19 protein-coding genes and 1 riboswitch are annotated in these 19,815 nt (G+C 50.3%); of the genes, 18 read left to right on the top strand and 1 reads right to left on the bottom strand.

Features of this window, described 5'->3' with window-relative positions:
• The first annotated feature begins 18 nt into the window (after window positions 1–18).
• The 12 genes from CRG97_RS26025 (at window position 19) to CRG97_RS25970 (ending at window position 9,939) form a co-directional block, all read left to right on the top strand.
• Entirely contained in the window at window positions 19–414 is a 396-nt protein-coding gene (locus CRG97_RS26025) for a spore coat protein (RefSeq protein WP_098748562.1), read from the top strand.
• Between the two features lie 177 nt (window positions 415–591).
• Window positions 592–1,092 (top strand): Lrp/AsnC family transcriptional regulator, encoded by a 501-nt coding sequence (locus CRG97_RS26020; RefSeq protein WP_076324518.1) that lies wholly within the window; start codon window positions 592–594, stop codon window positions 1,090–1,092.
• A 14-nt stretch (window positions 1,093–1,106) separates the two neighbouring features.
• A complete protein-coding gene (locus CRG97_RS26015) occupies window positions 1,107–2,312 on the top strand; it encodes an aminotransferase class I/II-fold pyridoxal phosphate-dependent enzyme (protein WP_076324517.1) in 1,206 nt (401 codons plus the stop codon).
• 118 nt (window positions 2,313–2,430) lie between these two features.
• The gene (locus CRG97_RS26010) at window positions 2,431–2,694 is read left to right on the top strand and encodes an aspartyl-phosphate phosphatase Spo0E family protein (RefSeq protein ID WP_098748561.1); all 264 of its coding nucleotides are present in this window, start codon (window positions 2,431–2,433) and stop codon (window positions 2,692–2,694) included.
• A 242-nt stretch (window positions 2,695–2,936) separates the two neighbouring features.
• On the top strand, window positions 2,937–3,497 hold the full coding sequence (locus tag CRG97_RS26005) for a cob(I)yrinic acid a,c-diamide adenosyltransferase (RefSeq protein WP_098748560.1): 561 nt from the start codon (window positions 2,937–2,939) through the stop codon (window positions 3,495–3,497).
• 3 nt (window positions 3,498–3,500) lie between these two features.
• Window positions 3,501–4,514, top strand: coding sequence for an RluA family pseudouridine synthase (locus CRG97_RS26000; protein WP_098748559.1), 1,014 nt, complete (start codon window positions 3,501–3,503; stop codon window positions 4,512–4,514).
• A 37-nt stretch (window positions 4,515–4,551) separates the two neighbouring features.
• Entirely contained in the window at window positions 4,552–4,914 is a 363-nt protein-coding gene (locus tag CRG97_RS25995) for an arsenate reductase family protein (protein WP_098748558.1), read from the top strand.
• Window positions 4,915–5,322: 408 nt separating this feature from the next.
• Complete coding sequence (locus tag CRG97_RS25990) at window positions 5,323–6,213, top strand: 5'-3' exonuclease (RefSeq protein ID WP_098748557.1); 891 nt, start codon at window positions 5,323–5,325, stop codon at window positions 6,211–6,213.
• Window positions 6,214–6,251: 38 nt separating this feature from the next.
• The gene (modA, locus tag CRG97_RS25985) at window positions 6,252–7,058 is read left to right on the top strand and encodes a molybdate ABC transporter substrate-binding protein (RefSeq protein WP_237566583.1); all 807 of its coding nucleotides are present in this window, start codon (window positions 6,252–6,254) and stop codon (window positions 7,056–7,058) included.
• Window positions 7,055–7,738: a molybdate ABC transporter permease subunit gene (gene modB / locus CRG97_RS25980; protein ID WP_237566582.1), complete on the top strand. Its 684-nt coding sequence runs from the start codon at window positions 7,055–7,057 to the stop codon at window positions 7,736–7,738. The genes modA and modB overlap by 4 nt, the downstream gene beginning before the upstream one ends.
• 94 nt (window positions 7,739–7,832) lie before the next feature.
• A complete protein-coding gene (locus CRG97_RS25975) occupies window positions 7,833–8,729 on the top strand; it encodes an ROK family protein (protein WP_098748555.1) in 897 nt (298 codons plus the stop codon).
• Between the two features lie 184 nt (window positions 8,730–8,913).
• Window positions 8,914–9,939, top strand: a complete 1,026-nt coding sequence (locus tag CRG97_RS25970; protein ID WP_098748554.1) for an HRDC domain-containing protein — start codon at window positions 8,914–8,916, stop codon at window positions 9,937–9,939.
• A 79-nt stretch (window positions 9,940–10,018) separates the two neighbouring features.
• Here CRG97_RS25970 and corA read toward each other — a convergent pair whose 3' ends face one another.
• On the bottom strand, window positions 10,019–10,954 hold the full coding sequence (gene corA, locus CRG97_RS25965) for a magnesium/cobalt transporter CorA (RefSeq protein WP_076324508.1): 936 nt from the start codon (window positions 10,952–10,954) through the stop codon (window positions 10,019–10,021).
• A 436-nt stretch (window positions 10,955–11,390) separates the two neighbouring features.
• Window positions 11,391–11,520: riboswitch (SAM riboswitch) on the top strand.
• 133 nt (window positions 11,521–11,653) lie between these two features.
• Here corA and metA point away from each other — a divergent pair.
• The 6 genes from metA (at window position 11,654) to thrS (ending at window position 19,805) form a co-directional block, all read left to right on the top strand.
• Window positions 11,654–12,571: a homoserine O-acetyltransferase MetA gene (metA, locus tag CRG97_RS25960; RefSeq protein ID WP_098748553.1), complete on the top strand. Its 918-nt coding sequence runs from the start codon at window positions 11,654–11,656 to the stop codon at window positions 12,569–12,571.
• A gap of 24 nt (window positions 12,572–12,595) precedes the next feature.
• Window positions 12,596–13,780, top strand: coding sequence for a PLP-dependent transferase (locus CRG97_RS25955; protein WP_098748552.1), 1,185 nt, complete (start codon window positions 12,596–12,598; stop codon window positions 13,778–13,780).
• Window positions 13,777–15,000: an aminotransferase class I/II-fold pyridoxal phosphate-dependent enzyme gene (locus CRG97_RS25950; protein WP_237566581.1), complete on the top strand. Its 1,224-nt coding sequence runs from the start codon at window positions 13,777–13,779 to the stop codon at window positions 14,998–15,000. The genes CRG97_RS25955 and CRG97_RS25950 overlap by 4 nt, the downstream gene beginning before the upstream one ends.
• 165 nt (window positions 15,001–15,165) lie before the next feature.
• Window positions 15,166–16,299 (top strand): cyclic dehypoxanthinyl futalosine synthase, encoded by a 1,134-nt coding sequence (mqnC, locus tag CRG97_RS25945; protein ID WP_015737124.1) that lies wholly within the window; start codon window positions 15,166–15,168, stop codon window positions 16,297–16,299.
• Between the two features lie 198 nt (window positions 16,300–16,497).
• Window positions 16,498–17,403 carry a putative sporulation protein YtxC gene (locus tag CRG97_RS25940; protein WP_098748551.1) on the top strand — a complete coding sequence of 302 codons (906 nt, stop codon included), beginning with the start codon at window positions 16,498–16,500 and terminating at the stop codon, window positions 17,401–17,403.
• 464 nt (window positions 17,404–17,867) lie between these two features.
• Entirely contained in the window at window positions 17,868–19,805 is a 1,938-nt protein-coding gene (thrS, locus tag CRG97_RS25935) for a threonine--tRNA ligase (protein ID WP_098748550.1), read from the top strand.
• Window positions 19,806–19,815 lie beyond the last annotated feature (10 nt).

The raw sequence follows: 19,815 nt of genomic DNA, 5'->3' as shown, positions 1-19,815 counted from the left end.
GTTAAGGAGGAACGACTTATGATAACGCCTAATGGATCTTCATACCTGCCCGAAGAGGATATGCTTAGCCCTATTCTGGGAGAGCTGAAACGGGCCGTGCGAGAGTATACGACAGCTACGACGGAAGCCTCTTGTCCTGATGTCCGTCAAATGTTTACGGATCTGACTGCGGATACACTGAAGCTGCAAGGGGAATTTTTTAATATGATGAAGCAGCAGAACATGTATACCGCGCCTCGGCATGCATTGAAATACGATGTGGACAAGCAGTATAAGCAAGCGCAGCAGTCCCAGCAAAAAACGCGGGAAACCATTAATCAAAAAACTTCCGGTATGGGCGCGTTCGCGCATCATCCGAATGTAGCGCCGCATACCACTAATGTAGCGCCTACATCTAATAATGTAACCCAATAATCCCATGGTTAACTCAAACGATAAGCCGATGACACCCGCAGCCCGTTGCTGTAGGGATGCATCGGTATTTTTTTTTGCACATCCCGTGTAAGTTATTGTAATATAAGTATTAATCTCTGTTCCGAAATATCATGCATGAAGAATGGTTATTCGGAATAAGTGCTGGAGGATACGTATATGGAAGAGCTTAGCGAATTGAAACTGAAGGTGCTTGACCTGCTGAAAGAAGACGCGAGAAGATCGCCGGCTCTACTCTCTACTCTACTCGGTGTAGATGAGGAAGAAATAAAGACCTCCATTGCGGAGCTTGAACGAGATCACGTCATTGTTAAGTATGCGACCGTTGTCAACTGGGGCAAGATGGAAGACGAGAAGGTTACGGCGCTGATCGAGGTTCAAATTACACCTGAGCGCGGAAGAGGCTTTGAAGGAATTGCGGAGCGGATTTATTTATTCCCGCAGGTGAAGTCGGTCTATCTTATGTCTGGCGCCTACGACTTGCTGGTTGAAGTGGAAGGCAGAAATTTGCGTGAGGTGGCCAACTTTGTTTCGGAGAAGCTGTCACCTATCGATTCTGTATTATCGACCAAAACGAATTTTATTTTGAAAAAATATAAACAAGACGGGATTATTTTTGAAGAACGTCAAGAAGACAATCGTCTCCTGATCTCGCCGTAAAGGAAGCGTGTGCTATGATTGTGAACGAACAGCAGCTTGCAGAAAATAACAGGAAATCGATGAGCTCTTATTTGGCGCCTAGGGTCAGGGACATTCAACCCTCTGGAATCCGGAAATTTTTTGATCTCGTCAGTGGAAATAAGGATATTATCACACTTGGTGTCGGTGAGCCTGATTTCGTAACTCCGTGGCATGTACGCGAAGCTTGCGTGTATTCATTGGAGCGCGGGTTTACAGGATATACGTCCAATGCCGGTATGCCGGAACTGCGGGAGGCGATCGCGGAATATTTGAATGACAGTTTCCACGTGACCTATAATCCTGCCAATGAAATGATTGTAACCGTAGGCGGCAGTGAAGCGATTGATCTGGCGCTGCGTGCCTTGATTGTTCCCGGAGATGAAATTCTGATTCCCGAACCGTGTTACATTTCTTACTCGCCGATTGCTTCAATCGGTGGCGGGGTACCCGTTGGTATTGAAACGACGGCAGAGCATCATTTCAAACTGACGGCCGAGGCGCTTGAAGCGCAAATCACGCCCAAATCGAAGATTCTGATCCTGTGCTACCCAAGCAATCCGACGGGAGCCATCATGACCTATGAGGATTGGCTGCCCATTGCAGAAGTGGTGGAAAAACACGATTTGATTGTGATCTCCGATGAAATCTATGCGGAGCTCACATATGAAGGCAAACATGTCAGCTTTGCCTCGATGCCAGGCATGATGGACCGCACCATACTGGTGAGCGGCTTCTCGAAGGCGTTTGCTATGACCGGCTGGCGTATGGGGTATGTGTGTGCTCATGCCGATCTGATCGGCGCCATGCTGAAAATACACCAATATACGGTCATGTGTGCACCCGCAATGGGGCAAGTCGCCGCGCTCGAAGCATTGCGCAACGGCATGGGGGAGAAGGATCGAATGGTTGAATCCTATAACCAGCGGCGCAGACTGGTGGTTCAAGGGCTGCGCGAGATCGGTTTGGATTGCCACGAACCACAGGGAGCGTTTTACGCATTTCCGAGTATCAAGCGAACGGGACTCGGCTCAGAAGAATTTGCCCAGCGCTTGCTGACTGAGGCGAAAGTGGCTGCCGTACCAGGCACCGCATTCGGTCTGGGCGGGGAAGGATTCATCCGCTGCTCTTATGCTACATCCATTGCCCAGCTGAATGAGGCCTTGGAGAGAATGGGCAATTTTGTGGAAAAAATAAAGTAGGCAAGGAATTCGTTGAACTTTTTCCTTGAATTAACAAAAAATTCACTTTCCATTGGGAAAATATATGTTATAATTTTATTTTGGGGGCAGAATTTTACTTTCCAAGGAGGGATCACCAGTGTTTTGTGATTATGAATTGTCAAACTACCGTGGTGACTATACGGCTGAAGACGATAATCACGGTAAATGGTCAATTAAATCAGCCAAATCCACTCCTCAGGAAATTACCTTGGAAGACGAAATTCACATGCTTCGCCGGAAGATGGAACAGATTTTTTTGGAAGAGCAGTCCTTTACGTCCGAAATTGTCATCGAGATCAGCAGTTTGCTGGATTTGAAGATAAACGAATATATGAAGGCTCATCCAAAAAAGAAACTATAAAATACGGTTTGTTGAATAATACAAGGCTGCTCCTGAGTGGAATGACTCAAGGATCAGCCTTGTTTGCGTTTAAATGATTTCCCCTTGACGATAGAACCTGGCCCCGGAATCATGATTTCGCCTGGGACTTATTCCGCCATAGGGGGACCGTTATCCGAAATTATGCTATAGTTGAGCATAATAAAATAAGAAATATGATGTTCGTTCAATAAGGACCGGACTTTGAAATGGAGGAAGATGGGATGAAGGTATATACGCGAACGGGAGATGCGGGGGAAACTTCAATTATTGGCGGTCGCGTGCCCAAGGATGATCCGCGCATCGAAGCGTACGGCACGATCGATGAATTGAACAGCTTTGTCGGCCAAGCCGTATGTTTGGCCAAGGAAGCCGAATTTGAGGAGCTGCATCTTCAGCTCGTTCGAATCCAGCATGAACTGTTCGATTGCGGCTCGGATCTGGCTTATGCGAGACCTCGAGAGGATAAACTCAAGGTAAGCGCCGAGCTAGTGGATAATCTGGAGGTATGGCTGGATGCATTCGAGGAGAAGAACCCTCCGCTTGAACGTTTTATCTTGCCAGGCGGAAGCGCGTTGTCTTCGTTGCTTCATGTATGTCGGACCGTATGCCGCCGCGCCGAGCGGTTGACCGTTTCGCTGCAGCGAACCACGGAAATCAATCCGGAGGTCCGCCGGTATTTGAACCGATTGTCCGACTATTTCTTTGTGACTGCTCGGGCAGCCAATGTGCACGCCGGGATTCCGGATGTCGAATATGAGCGAAGTGGAAAGGTGTTTCGGTAATTCATGAGTTTGTACTATCCGCCAATCAGCTATGTCGTGTCGCCACACGAAGACGGCATGCTGCTTAAGACTATATTGCAAAAACGAATGGGGGTATCCCGTAAGCTGCTCTCGCGCCTCAAGTTGACCGAGCAGGGTATTATGCTGAACGGGACCCGTGTATACATTAGCGTAAAAGTGAATGCGGGAGATCTGGTCGAAATCCGGATGGAGCAGGAACGTTCAGACGATATGCTGCCCCAGCCGATGAAACTTCATATTCTGTACGAGGATGAGCATCTGCTTGTTCTGAACAAGCCGGCGGGGATCATTGTGCATCCGACGCACGGTCATTATACGGACACACTGGCGAACGGCGTTGTTCACTATTGGCAAGAGAAGGGCTGGAATTACCGGTTCAGAGCGGTTCACAGGCTGGATCAGGAAACTTCCGGCGTGTTGGTGGTGGCCAAGAATCCGTATATTCACCAGCATGTTTCCGAACAAATGATTGCCGGCACGGTCGACAAGAGGTATGTAGCATTTGTTCATGGCAAGCCTGCTTTGACGGCAGGCGATATTGACGGTCCGATTGATCGGGATCCGTTAGAGCCCCACCGTCGCATCGTAACGCCGGACGGATATCCTTCATTGACACGGTATCAGGTATGCGAAACCTATCATTCCGCATCCTTGGTTGAGTTGAAGCTGGAAACGGGCCGGACCCATCAAATTCGGGTGCATATGCTTAGCATCGGTTGTCCATTGATTGGAGATCAGATGTATAGGCATCCGGTATACAGTGAGCGGGAGTTACGATCAGATGGGACGGAAGCTGCGTCCTATGGGAACGAGGGATCGGCAGAGTCGGAAGTCGCATCCATCATGAGGGTGGACCGCTATATGGGCAGGCAGGCGCTGCATGCAGCAAGCCTGACGCTGATTCACCCGATTGAGGGGAACACGATGGTATTCACAGCTCCGCTTCCTGAGGATATGAACTCTCTGAGAAATATGCTTGCACAAGAGGCGACTTAAATATTTTCAAAACAACATGAGAAGGAGAACGTATCGAATGAGCAAACTGAAAGTATATCAATATCCGAAATGCGGGACATGCCGTAACGCGGTCAAATGGCTGCAGAACGAAGGACATGAGCTGGAACTTCAAAATATTTTTGAACAACCGCCAGAGAAGGAAGAATTAGCCGACCTTATCGATAAGAGCGGCCTGGAGCTTAAGAAATTTTTCAATACGAGTGGCGAGGTCTACAAGGAAATGAACCTGAAAGACAAGCTGCCTGGACTTTCCGATGAGGAGAAAATTCAACTGTTATCGTCCAACGGAAGATTGATTAAGCGTCCAATCGTGACGGACGGAAGTAAAGTGACCGTCGGCTTCAAAGCGGAACAATATCAGGAGTCATGGCAGAAGTAGAATGGCTATTTTTGGTCGGTGGCAATGACGGCCCAATTGAGGCCGGTTGAAAGAGCTGATTGGCCCCCGATTGTTGATGGCCAACGATCCGGCATAGACACATTTTCCTGCTGATGAAGGTAGAGCATTCCAAGGTCTTTTGGCCGCCGGGATGCTCTTTCGTTTTAAGAGATAAGAAAGTATAAACATCCGAGGCTTAGCATCCTTATCTCGCAAGAAAAACTTCCTCTATATGCGGTCTGTCTACTGAGAAAGTACGTCGATAGACGTTTTTCTTATGAACAGCCAATGATAGGAAATTCAAAGAAATACCTTGTGACAAGCCCAAGTCTATATAGGGATATGGTATAATGACAAGGTATATTTAAGGTTATACCAGAGAAGTTAAAGTTAGGAGCGATCATGACTGTGATACCCAATCAACAACCATCCTTAATGCTTGTAGACGGGATGGCTTTATTATTTCGTGCTTACTATGCAACCGCGTCAAGCGGCTATATCCGTCGAACCAAAGCGGGTGTGCCGACCAACGCGATTTACGGCTTCCTGCGGTATATGTGGGATGCTATCGATAAATTTCAGCCTACCCATGTGGCGTGCTGCTGGGATATGGGTTCGAAAACATTTCGTACCGAGCAATTCGCCTCGTATAAAGGCAATCGTCCGGAAGCGCCGGATGATCTGGTTCCGCAGTTTTCGTTGGTTCGTGATGTGACGGAATGTCTGGGAATTCCGAACCTAGGCGTCGTGGGCTATGAGGCCGATGATTGCATCGGTACGCTGGCCAGACGGTACGGAGATAGCATGAATGTCATGATCCTGTCGGGGGACCACGATCTGCTTCAGCTCGTGAACGATTCCACTTCCGTCATTATCATGAAAAAGGGACACGGCAATTATATGCACTATACCCCGGAAACGCTGTATGCCGAAAAAGGACTTTCCCCAAGACAGGTTATCGATGTGAAAGGCCTGATGGGAGATACGAGCGATAATTATCCTGGCGTACGTGGGATTGGCGAGAAAACGGCGGTCAAGCTGATTCAGGAGTATGAAACCGTGGAAGGAATTCTTGCGAATCTTGAGTCACTGACCAAAGGGGTCCGCACCAAGATCGAGGCAGATCTGGAAATGCTGCATCTGTCCCGGTCTTTGGCGGAAATCCATTGCGAGGTTCCAATGGAGTGCGAACTGGAACTATGCCGCTTGAGCGTGGATCACGAACGTGCCTTGACCAAACTGGAGGAGCTTGAGATGAAGAGCCTCGGCCATCTTTTTGGGGTGGCGGTGGTTTCCTAGTCATGTGGAGACAGTTTAATTTCGGTGGAAAATCAATCTTGACCGGATTACTGCTTGGGGCCATGCTGCTTCTTATATCCGCGTGTGCCTCCAACCAGACTCCTTCAACCGATACCTCTAAGCAGCCCTCAGGGGCTGAGAAGAAGGTTGAAGTTATGGTTTCGGCAGCAGCAAGTCTCAAATCCAGCTTGGAAGAGACCGGACGACGATTTGAAGCAGAGCATCCGAATGTTACGCTGCGTTATAATTTTGGCGGTTCGGGCTCTCTAGGACAACAGCTCGAGCAAGGGGCGCCTGTAGATTTGTTTGTATCCGCGGCAACGGAGCCGATGGATCGACTGGTCGAGAAGGGGATTGTACAATCCGATGCGGTTCAGTTGATGTTTCGAAATGCGTTGGTGCTGATTGAGCCTGTTGGCAAACAGAACGTGAAGCAGTTATCCGATCTGCTCAAACCTGAAGTACGTGTTCTGGCTATCGGGCAGCCGGATACGGTACCGGCCGGGGAGTATGCGAAGGAGACTCTTCAGAATGAAGGCCTTTGGGAAGATGTCGAATCTAAGGCGGTGTATGCCAAGGACGTGACGCAAGTTCTTGCTTATGTTGAGTCGGGGAATGCGGATGCCGGTTTTGTGTACAAAACCGATCTGAAGAGTTCCGCCAAGGCAACACTTGCGCTTGAGGTTGACCCGGACAAGCACCAGCCGATCGAATATCCTGCAGCGGTTCCGGGCAATGCCAAGCATCCGCAGGAGGCTGAGGCGTTCCTCGAATTTATGCGGAAGCCCGAGATCAGGGATATCTTCACGGAGGCTGGATTTGAGGTAGCGGAGGCGTCGCCGTGACTGCGACCGAAATGTTCTGGATGCCGGTATGGCTGTCGATAAAAACATCACTGCTGTCCAGCATCATTGCATTTATACTGGGATTAGCGGCAGCGCGCTGGATGTCCAGGCGCTCGTTTGTCGGCAAGACGGCGGTTGAAACGCTGCTGATGCTTCCGCTTGTGCTTCCGCCTACGGTGGTTGGCTTTCTTCTGCTTGTCATGCTGGGCAGAAACAGCTGGATTGGCGCAGCTGCCGAATGGCTGTTTGCCAGGCCCATCATTTTCAGTTGGGGGGCCGCGGTTATTGCGGCTATTGTGGTCTCGTTTCCGCTTGTGTATCAGAGCATGCGGGTGGGCTTTGAGTCCGTGGACCCGGAGCTTGAGGATTCGGCCCGATCGGCAGGGGCCGGCGAATGGCAGGTGCTTCGCTGGATTACGCTGCCGCTTGTCCGCAGAGCGGGGATTTCGGCGTTCATTCTGGCTTTTGCCAGAGGTTTAGGTGAATTTGGGGCAACCTGGATGGTTGCAGGCAATATACCGGGCGTTACGCAAACGCTGCCCACGGCGATTTATGTTGCGGTAAGCAATGGCGAGAGCGGGCTGGCGTGGGCGTGGACGGCTGTCATTATTTTGTTCTCATGGCTGTTGCTGGCCGCGTCAGGAACGGGCAGAAGCAGAGAAAGAGGCGGGCGGACTTGACGGGAGCACAATGTTTACATATGCTTCGAATAGAGCTTGTTAACAACTATATAGAGAACAAGGCACAGCACATCGTGGAGAGGATGGAAGAAGCATGAGTTTACTTGGAGCAATTGAAGCAGGAGGAACCAAGTTCGTTTGCGGCGTGGGTATGGAGGATGGAACGGTTGTAGAGCGAGTGAGCTTCCCGACAACAACCCCTGAAGAAACCATGGCAAACGTCTTTAACTTTTTTGCTGATAAGGATATAGAGGCGATCGGAGTCGGTTCTTTCGGACCGATTGATCCGGTGAAGGGCAGCCCGACTTATGGCTGTATTACTACGACACCGAAGCCGCATTGGAGCAATTACAATATTGTCCAAGCACTGGAAGAGCGTTTTAATGTTCCGATTGGATTTGATACCGATGTAAACGGAGCCGCTCTTGGAGAATATACATGGGGCGCTGCCCAAGGACTGGATAGCTGTCTGTATATCACCATCGGAACGGGAGTAGGAGCAGGCGCCGTGGTAGCTGGTGAATTGATTCACGGCTTGTCTCATCCGGAGATGGGGCATATTTATGTGCGCCGCCATCCGGAAGACCGGTATGAAGGGACATGTCCTTATCATGCAGACTGTCTGGAGGGGCTTGCTGCCGGACCGTCTCTTGGCAAACGTTGGGGAGTTCCCGGTGTGGAATTGACGCCGGATCATCCGGCTTGGGAGATGGAAGCTTATTATCTGGCTCAAGCGCTGATGAATTATGTCCTCATTCTGTCCCCACAGCGTATCGTGATGGGCGGAGGCGTTATGAAGCAGGAGCAGCTGTTCCCGCTAATCCGCACGAAGCTTCAGGAGCTGCTGGCCGGATATGTTCAGCATCCAAGCCTTCATGACGGGATTGATCAATTTATCGTTCCGCCGATGCTCGGCGATAATGCGGGTCTCTGCGGCGCATTGGCGTTGGCCAAGCTGGCAGTAGATGAGGCCAAGAGCGTTCAAGCTTAACCCTTTTTCTTATATAGAATGAATCAAAATTGGGTTGATTTTATTACAGATTATGGTATTATGATTTCAACAGTATAACGTATGGAACGGGAAGCACCTTTCTTTGTCGCTGCGGCGGAGGAGAGGTGCTTTTTTGCGTTGTTTCATCGTTGTGCTGAATGCGTAAGCGGGAGGTATTCGAGGGATGCAAATTGTGTTCATGAATCAGATGAGCGGAGCGGATGAGTCAGGTCACATCCGTTCTGCTCAAGTATGGATCGGTGAGGAAGAGGGGGGATGGCGGCTTGGCTGGCGGAACATGGAACCAGACGGTGATGTATCCGATGATGAGTGGTATGAAGGAAATTCATGGAATGAGTTATTATGCGTGTACCGACATCAATTAGCGAAGAAGCTTGGAGAGGGCTTCCGGCCGCTAGTTGAGGGGGTATTCCATGAACCGGGAGAGACTGGAGGCAAGAATCTCGGCGCTCAGAAGCTGCAGTGCTACAGTGAGCTGTATGGCTCGGAGGAGTTGTACACGGAGCTGTGTGCCTGGCGCAGAAGAAAGGCGGCCTCCGGAAGAAAAGCGCCTTATTTCATTGCCAGCAATCGAGTGCTGCGCATGATTAGCGCCTTCATCCCCCAGAATGAGGAAGAGCTGCTGCAGCTTCCGGGAATCGGGGTCAGCAAGGCTTCGGAGCATGGGGCGGAGTGGCTGGAGATCACGACGAAAATCGAACGAACCACAACCTTTCCACTGGATTGGGTTTACGAGCAGCTGCAGGAAGAGGTGTTCTTGTCCTGGCTGTATAAACAGAAGGAGCAGCGATACAAGCAAGAGCTCGACCGCTTCCGAATCCGCCGTACGATGCTGATTGGGATAGCCGAGGGAGCTTCGCTGGCCCAGCTGGAAGAGCGTACCTCGTTATCTCGTCGGGATTTGGTTGAGGAATTGGAGGGGCTCGAGAAGGAAGGTTATGATACGGAGCAACTGCTTGAGGTTGAATTGAATACGATGACGGCTTCAGAGCAGGCAACGGTATGGAAGGCGTTTGAAGAGCTGGGCGATACGTTTCTTAAACCCGTATTACAACGGGTATATGGAGAAGGACAAGCCCGGAATGGAGAGGTAGAAGACATTGGCGGAATGGAGAAGCTGTATGAGCGGCTGCGCCTGATACGGATTCGCTTCCGGCGGGAAGAGTCTGGCAAAGCAAACGCAAGCTAATCCGCATAAACGAAAATCAGGACGGATTTCCTCGTGGCAAGGAGATCCGTCCTGATTCTGTCTGTGGTTCTGTGGTATTTCATATCCAGTCTTTTTTACGGAACAGGTAAAACATAAGAGCACCGGCAAAAACCATGATGCCTAGAACCACATAATAAGAGTATTTCCAGTGAAGCTCAGGCATATTGTCAAAGTTCATGCCGTAGATGCCCGTAATCAGCGTCAGTGGAATGAAGATGGTTGTGATAGCGGTAAACACACGCATGATTTCATTGGCCCGATTGGCGATACTGGATTGGTAAGCCTCTCGAAGGTTCCCCATGAGATCTCGATAAGTCTCGAAGGTTTCGGAAATTTTCACAGCATTTTCATAGATGTCGCTGAAATATTTTTGCAACTGGTCATCGATTAGCCGTAGATCTTTTTTGTTAAGCGTATTGATAACTTCCTTCTGCGGTCCAAGCACTTTTTTCAACCAAAGAATCTCGCTTCGCAGACCGATAATCTCGCTTAAGTGTGATTTTTTCGTATGCATGAGGATGTCTTCCTCCAGCTTTTCAATCCGCGCCTCGATGCGGTCCCCGACGGAGAAATAGTTGTCCGTGACAAGGTCGATCAAGAGGTAGAGAAAGCGGTCAGGCGTGCTCACTTCATCCTCCCAGAGAAGCGGTTTAACGCTGCGAAGCTCGTGGATTTTTTGCTTGGTCATCGTAATAATAAAGTGCCTGCCCAAGAAAACGTTCAAAGCGCGAAGGAAAATTTCTTCGTCGTCAAACCGGATGCTGTTCACGACGATAAAATAGTGGTTCTCGTATATTTCAATTTTGGGACGCTGCTCTTCTTCGCTGAGGCAATCCTCAACCGCAAGATCATGCAGGGAGAAGAGAGGTTGCAGTTCGGCTAAATCATCCTCGTCCGCATCCAGCCAGTAGAAGCCGCTGGCCGGAGGGGTCAGCGTCATTTCGATGTCATCAACAGGGGTAAATACGCCCGAATCGACCAACCGGATTTTCATCTGATATCACTCCTTTGTCAAATACAAGCTGCTTGGTTAAGCAGTAAAGGCACAGGATATCAGCCCACCGGTGTAGGGGCATGTCAAGGAAGGTTAGAATACGATAAAAGCGCATGAAAAATAACGCCGCCCTCTGCCGGTAGACTGATCTTAATCCTATGCGGTTGTGCGTCTTGATCCAGTTTCTGGCTCGGGTCACCGTCCATCTTCCATGTCACCTCTTTCATACTCGGTTTTAAACAGCACTTGTCTAGTATAACGCCGGGTGTAGGACCTTTCAAGTTGAAATCCGGTGCAATCAAGTGTCATTTGTACAGGGTATGGAAACCTTCGGTGAAGTGTGACAAACTTTATGAAAAGGTTCTTGACGAAAAATTGGGAATGATTTAAAGTAAGTATCAATTACGAACAATTTAAGACAACTGAATAAAGCGAAATCTTATCAAGAGCAGGTGGAGGGACTAGCCCTATGAAACCCGGCAACCGGCGGCAACATCGCACGGTGCTAATTCTTGCAGGAGATACGACGCTTCTTAGAAGCCGTTGTATAGTCTGACAGATGAGAGAGGCGCATTGTGATACGTATATGATGACCTTTCTCTACTTTGAGAAAGGTTTTCTTGCGTTTATACAGTCTAACGCTCTTTCTCACAGCTTTTTATGGATGTATCATTTCATATTTCGAAGGAGTGAGCCACGATGCCGATTAAAATTCCGGATGCCTTGCCGGCAAAGGAAGTTCTGGCTGGAGAAAACATTTTTGTCATGGATGAGAGTCATGCATTTCATCAGGATATCCGCCCATTGCGGATAGCTATTCTGAACTTGATGCCAACCAAGGAAACGACGGAGACCCAGCTGCTGCGATTGATCGGAAACTCCCCGCTCCAGGTGGATGTTGTCCTTCTTCACCCAAGTTCCCACGTTTCGAAGAATACGTCGGCTGAGCATTTGAAATCATTTTACAAAACCTTTGAAGAAGTGAAGAACCGTCGTTTTGACGGCATGATCATTACAGGAGCTCCAGTCGAGCAGTTGGAGTTTGAAGAAGTGAATTACTGGAATGAGCTTACTGAAATTTTTGAATGGACCAAGACGCATGTGACCTCCACGCTCCATATTTGCTGGGCATCGCAAGCCGGGCTTTATTATCATTACGGTGTGCCGAAATACAGCCTCGAGGAAAAATGCTTTGGCGTATTTCCACATACGATCAATGAAGCGTGTACCAAGCTGCTCCGCGGATTTGACGAAATGTTCTTTGTTCCGCACTCCCGTCATACGGAAGTTCGGCGCGAAGACATTACAGGCATTGACGATCTGGTCATCCTGTCCGAGTCCGAGGAAGCAGGAATTTATTTGGTTTCAAGCCGGGATGGCAAGCAGATTTTTGCCACAGGACATTCCGAGTATGATGCGGACTCTCTGAAATGGGAGTATGATCGGGACGCTGCCAAAGGAATGGATATCGCGCTGCCGCGCAACTATTACCCGAATGATGATCCAACAAGAACGCCTCCGTCCATATGGCGAGCGCATGCAAACTTATTATTTACTAATTGGCTCAATTACTATGTATATCAGGAAACGCCATACGATATTGGTCCGCAAATATAGAAGTATACGGGAGGAGAGTTTGTGATGGAGAAGAAACCTTTGAATATAGAGAGCCGGCTGGCACAGATCGGGTCGGTGCAAGAACCGGTAACCGGAGCCGTGAATTTTCCGATTTATCAGGCTACGGCATACCGCCATCCTCAATTAGGCCAGAGCACAGGGTTTGATTACACCCGTACGAAAAATCCGACCCGTTCGGTACTGGAGGACGCCTGCGCCGAGCTGGAATCCGGTGATGCCGGCTTTGCCTGCAGCTCGGGCATGGCTGCCCTCCAGACGATCTTTGCTTTGTTCGGTCAAGGGGATCATCTGATTGTATCGCTGGATTTGTATGGAGGGACCTATAGGCTTCTGGAGCGGATTATGTCCAAGTTCGGCGTAACGGCTACGTATGTGGATACGAATGACCTGGATGCGCTGGAAGGGGCAAGAAGACCCAACACGAAGGCTGTATTTATCGAAACGCCGACCAATCCGCTTATGATGATTACGGATATCGAAGCCGTCTGTACGTGGGCAAGGCGCCATCAACTGATCAGCATCGTGGATAATACGCTATTGACACCATATTTCCAAAGACCTATCGAGCTTGGGGCGGATATCGTCATACATAGCGCCACCAAGTATTTGGGAGGACATAACGATGTGCTGGCGGGTATCATCGTAACGAAGGGAAAGGAACTATCGGAAGAGATGGCTTTCCTTCATAATTCCATCGGCGCGGTGTTAAGCCCGACCGATTCCTATCAGCTGATGAGAGGAATGAAGACGCTTGCCCTGCGCATGGATCGGCACGAAGCGAATGCAACCGCAGTGGCAACATTTTTGACAACTCACCCAGCGATTGGCGAGGTGTATTATCCTGCCCTGCCGGATCATCCGGGACATGACATCCAGAATCGTCAATCCAGCGGCAACACCGGCATCTTCTCCTTCAAGGTGAAGGACGCCCGCTATGTGGAGCCCGTGCTGCGGCACATTAAACTGATTGCGTTCGCAGAAAGCCTGGGGGGCGTCGAATCTCTGATGACCTACCCTGCCGTCCAGACCCATGCGGACATCCCGCTTGAGATTCGGGAAGCGATCGGTGTGGATGGCCGCTTGCTCCGGTTCTCGGTCGGAATCGAGCATGCGGATGATCTGATCGCGGATTTGGATGCTGCACTGAGCGCAGCCATAGCTGAAGTGGAAGGGAGCACGGGAGAATGAGCATCGATAAAGGTCCATCAGGCTTGGAAACGCAAACCAAGCAGTTATCAGCAAAACGGGGACATGAAGAAGATGAACTCCGTTTCGAGACGAAACTATTGCATTTCGGCGGGGAAATCGACCGGGCAACCGGCGCTTCCAGCGTTCCGATCTATCAAGCCTCGACATTTCATCATGAGGACATCTTTAACCCGCCGCTGCATGATTACAGTCGTTCCGGCAATCCGACGAGGCAGGCGCTGGAAGAATATATCGCCCTCTTGGAGGGAGGCGTACGCGGTTTCGCTTATGCTTCCGGTATGGCGGCGATCTCCAGCTCGTTCATGCTGCTCTCCGCGGGCGATCATATGATCGTGACGGAGGATGTGTACGGCGGAACCTACCGCCTGCTAACCAGCATTTTATGTCGTATGGGCATCGAGAGCACCTTCGTAGACATGACCGATCTGGATCAGGTGAAGGCTGCCCTCAAACCGAATACGAAAGCTGTCTATATGGAGACCCCTTCGAACCCGACCCTGAAAATTACCGACATTGGTGCCGTGACGGATTGGGCGAAGGAGCATGGACTGCTTACCTTGCTGGATAATACGTTCATGACGCCGTTTTACCAGCGTCCGATTGAATTCGGCGTGGATATCGTCATTCACAGCGCGACCAAATTCCTTGGCGGACACAGCGATGTGCTGGCAGGTCTGGCGGTAGCCAGAACCCAGGAGCTTGGAGACCAATTGAAACAGCTGCAAAATGGTTTGGGCACGGTGCTTGGGGTCCAGGATTCCTGGCTCCTTATGCGCGGCATGAAGACGCTCAGCACACGTATGGCCCACTCCGAGCAAAGTGCAGCCAAGCTGGCGGCCTGGCTGCAAGGAAGAAGCGATATTGAGCAAGTGTACTACCCTGGCCTCTTGAATCACCCGGGACGTGAGGTCCATGAGAAGCAATCGAGCGGTTATGGCGCGGTCATCTCCTTTGACGTCGGCTCAGGCGAGCGTGCCAAGCAGGTGCTGAACCATGTGAAGCTTCCGCTGGTAGCGGTCAGCCTGGGGGCCGTGGAGAGCATCCTGTCGTATCCGACGATGATGTCCCATGCGGCCATGGGTGAGAAGGTTCGGCATGAACGCGGAATTACGGATGGTTTGCTCCGTTTCTCGGTCGGACTCGAGGATGTGGACGATCTGATTGCTGATCTGGATCGGGCTTTTGCTGCCAGTTACTAAAGATTTGCATGAAGTTAGGAACGTCATTTGAAGATTTGCCAAATCATAGAATTCGGCATCCTGTCACGGACGGGATGTCGTTTTTAATGCCGGATTGTGGTAGGATGAGATAGAAAAAGTTTTACTGGTGTTTGTTATTTTGCTCTAAGTAGGGAGGCTGCAAGAATGAGTGCGGTAAACCGTATATTGGATAAAGCTTTACGCGGTGAGCGTTTAAACCTCGAAGATACCGTGACGCTTTTTGAAAGTGATGAGATTGAGAAAATTGGTCATGCGGCGGATGTGATGACAAAGCGTCTGCATCCGGATCCAATCACGACATTTGTTATCGGCCGGAATATCAATTACACGAACATATGTGATGTATTCTGCCGTTTCTGTGCTTTTTATCGCAGACCGGGCTCTTCCGAGGGCTATGTTCTGCCCGATGAGACGATCTTCCAGAAGATTCAGGAAACCGAGGATGTGAACGGTACTGAAATTCTGATGCAGGGCGGAGTCAACCCGGATTTGCCTTTCAATTATTATACGGATCTGCTTCGCAACATTAAGAAGCGGTTTCCAAACATTACGATGCATTCCTTCTCCCCGGCGGAAATCATGAAGATGGTGGAGATCTCCGGGCTTACGCTCGAAGAGGTGATGCGCGAGCTTCACAGCGCGGGTCTGGACTCATTGCCTGGCGGCGGTGCAGAGATTTTGGATGATCGTATCCGTAAAAAAGTCAGCCGTCTGAAAGGCACATGGCGCCAGTGGATGGATGTCATGCAAACGGCCCATAAAGTCGGCATGAACACGACGGCTACCATGGTGATCGGCCTGGGCGAAACGATGGAAGAGCGTGCGCTACATATGCTTCGCGTGCGTGATGCGCAGGATGAATGCATTCAGAACGGTTATGATTCCAAAGGCTTCCTGGCCTTCATTCCATTTACGTTCCAGCCGGACAACACGAACCTTAAGCGTGAGCGTGAAACGCCGGAGGCGTACTTGAAGACGGTAGCCATCGGTCGCTTGGCAATCGATAACGTTCCGAATCTGCAGTCGTCCTGGGTAACGATGGGCCCTGAGATCGGCAAGCTGTCACTCAGCTATGGCTGTAATGACTTTGGCAGCACGATGATGGAGGAGAACGTGGTTTCTTCCGCAGGAGCCGTGTATAAGGTCAATATTGAATCGATTATTCAATTGATCCGTGAGACCGGCAACATTCCGGCTCAACGCAACACCCGGTATGATATTCTGCGCGTGTTCGAAGATAACAGCACCGTTGAGCGCGACTTCGTCATGCAGAACTAATTCTATACTTCATGAAGATCCGCAAGGCGGGCCGAGCAACTCGGTCCGCTTTTTTTTATTATCTGAAAGTATAACCTACGAGCAGCGCGCCATTTATTAGATATTCTTTCGGACTTGCTTGTTTTTCCAAGCAGGAGTTCCGTATATCCCCGAGCGGGTCCCCATATACTGAAAAGGGAACTCGAAAGGAGTGATTCCATGGAACTGTTCAGCATTTCTGTCGGTACACGGACGGAAGACGAGAAAAAGGCGTTTCACCGTATATTGTCAGACAAGCAGAAAGAGCTACATAAACAATGCAAGCAGCTGAAATTCACATTCAGCGCTTCGGATGACCGCGTGATTTGGACGTGCTCCGGCAAGCTTCCGCTGTCCTCATGGACCGCATCGGCCGACACGCTGCGCCGGCTCACTTCCGAAGCAGTCACTGCTTATATTATGGAAGAGAAGGAGCAGGAGATTGCTGCACGGTTAATGTTCTCGGAATTTGAGTTTGATGATGAGGAAGAAGCAGGGCGGATTCTGCAGTGGTTTTTGATGCTCCTGCAAAAAGAGGAAGGCCCGTCTGGGGACTTCTGGCAGAGCCGCAGACGCAAGCTGTCTGAAGGCATATATCAGTGCCTGAACGAGGCACCTGAGCTTAACCTGGATGGATTTATGACCTTCCGGCTTCATTCCTACGAACAGGAGCTCCGCGAGATGGCGGAGTATGCAGTGGATGAATTTATGCTCGATCAGCAGTACGAGGAGTTCGTCAGCCTGCTGAAATATTTTGTTTATTTTCAGGAGCCCAAAATGCCGCTGGTTCACGTCATTCATAAGGGGGAGGAAGACTTTCTGCTGCTGGATGGCAATCTTCGCCCGATTGAACGTCCTCGAGATGAAGGACTCGTTATGGAAAGGCTGGACCAGGATATGGAGATTGAAGATATGGTGGTCAGTACGCTGATTTCGGTATCTCCGGCCCGCATGATTATCCATACGAGACAGCCTGAGCTTCCCGTCATTGTGACATTGGCCCATATCTTTGATAACCGCGCCGAAGTATGCTGCAGCTGTCCGGAATGCAGTGCGCTTCTCGGAAGCGGACGAATGATGACTTGACGCACCGAAGCGGTGAGGATTATAATTACTGATAAATTCACGTAAAAGCTCTGACAAAGACATGAATCAATCCGGATTTGACCGCTCAGAGAGAGGAAACCTCGGCTGTAATTTCCTCCGGTTCGCCATTGATTTACCCCTTTGTAGCTGTGTCGTCGAACCCGCACATCATGATGAATGCGGATGAGTAGGCTTCACCGGTTCATGACCGTTACTCAATGCTGATGAAGGATCTTAATCAATTATGTACCCGGTACATAAGCTGATGGAGAGATCGAATTAGGGTGGAACCACGGGTATAACACTCGTCCCTTCGCGGGACGGGTGTTTTTTGCATGTTCCGGTATCTTTCGTTGAAGTCCAGGCGGGCACCGAGCGGTCCATGCCTGGAGTTTGCGGGGAGACTAACGCGTCCTTCATATATGGAAGAAACGTGAAATTCTTTTTCTTGGGAGGAATACAAGGTGGCTATTAGCATTAAATTGCCTGACGGCTCCGTACGGGAGTATGAGGCGGGCAGCAGTATTGAGGATGTGGCTGCGTCAATCAGCAGCGGACTTAGAAAGAATGCGGTCGCGGGAAAAATGGACGGGATCGTCGTGGATCTTTCGACACCGCTTCAGGACGGTGCTTTGATCGAGATCGTAACCCAGGATACGTCTGAAGGGCTTGAAGTGATGCGCCACAGTACAGCGCATTTGCTGGCTCAGGCAACCAAGCGGTTGTATGGAGCGAAAGAAGTAAAGCTGGGCGTGGGTCCGGTCATTGAGGACGGCTTCTACTATGATATGGATCTTGAAGAGCCTTTGAATCCGGAGGACCTGCAGAAGATCGAGAAGGAAATGGAACGCATTATCGGCGAGAATCTTCCGATTGTCCGCAAGGAAGTGAGCCGTGCGGAAGCGCTGCGCATCTTTGGCGAGCTTGGGGATCCGTACAAGCTGGAACTGATCAACGCCCTGCCTGAGGATAGCGTTATTACGATCTATGAGCAAGGCGAGTTCTTTGATCTCTGTCGTGGACCGCACGTCCCTTCAACCGGAAAGATCAAAGTATTCAAACTCATGAATGTGGCAGGCGCATACTGGCGCGGCGACAGCAAGAACAAAATGCTTCAGCGCGTTTACGGTACGGCGTTCGTGAAAAAAGCGCAGCTCGATGAGCATCTTCACCTGCTTGAGGAAGCCAAGAAGCGGGATCATCGTAAGCTGGGCAAGGAATTGCAAATGTTTACGTTCTCGCAGCTCGTTGGACAAGGCCTGCCGATCTGGCTGCCAAACGGCGCGAAATTGCGCCGTACCTTGGAGCGTTATATCGTGGACATGGAGGAGCGCCTTGGTTACCAGCACGTGTACACGCCTGTGCTTGGAAACGTGGAGCTGTACAAAACGTCCGGTCACTGGGAGCACTATCAGGAAGATATGTTCCCGAAAATGGAGATGGACAACGAGGAACTTGTTCTTCGTCCGATGAACTGCCCTCACCATATGATGGTATATAAGAGCGATATGCACAGCTACCGGGATCTGCCGATCCGTATTGCTGAGCTTGGCATGCAGCACCGCTATGAAATGTCCGGTGCACTGACCGGCTTGCATCGCGTGCGCGCAATGACGTTGAACGACTCGCATATTTTCTGCCGTCCGGATCAGATTAAGGAAGAGTTTGCACGAGTTATTCAGCTGATCATGACCGTCTACAAGGACTTTGGCATCCATGACTATCGCTTCCGCCTTTCTTACCGGGATCCGCAGGATACCGAGAAGTACTTCCAGAACGATGAAATGTGGGAAATGTCCCAGCGTATGCTGCGCGAAGTCGTCGAGAGCCTGGACATGCCGTTCTATGAGGCCGAAGGCGAAGCTGCCTTCTACGGTCCGAAGCTCGACGTTCAGATCCGTACGGCTCTGGGCAAAGAAGAGACGCTGTCAACCGTTCAGCTCGACTTCCTGCTGCCTGAGCGCTTTGAGCTGGAATACGTCGGCGACGATGGCCAGAAGCATCGTCCGGTCGTTATCCACCGCGGTATCCTGGGTACGATGGAGCGTTTTACTGCTTTCTTGCTTGAGAATTTTGCAGGTGCGCTGCCGCTGTGGCTGTCACCGGTACAGGTTAAAGTCATTCCGGTTTCCAATGCCTTTGAAGACTATGCCAAGGAAGTGGCCGAGAAGCTTCAATTCGCCGGTATCTCCGTCGAGTCGGATCTTCGCAACGAGAAGATGGGCTACAAGATTCGGGAAGCCCAGCTCGAGAAGATTCCTTACATGTTCATCGTTGGCGAGAATGAGAAAAACGCGGGTGCGGTTTCCGTTCGCAAACGCGGCGAAGGGGACATCGGTGCCCAGCCGCTGGACGAGATCATCCTCAAGCTTCGTGAAGAAATTAACACCCACGTCGTTTAAGTTTAGCTTT

The sequence above is a fragment of the Paenibacillus sp. EZ-K15 genome (genome assembly GCF_002573715.1).
Classification (GTDB): Bacteria; Bacillota; Bacilli; order Paenibacillales; family Paenibacillaceae; genus Paenibacillus_AQ.
Note: the sequence above shows the minus strand (reverse complement) of the source record. Positions and strands in the feature narration are given on the sequence as shown.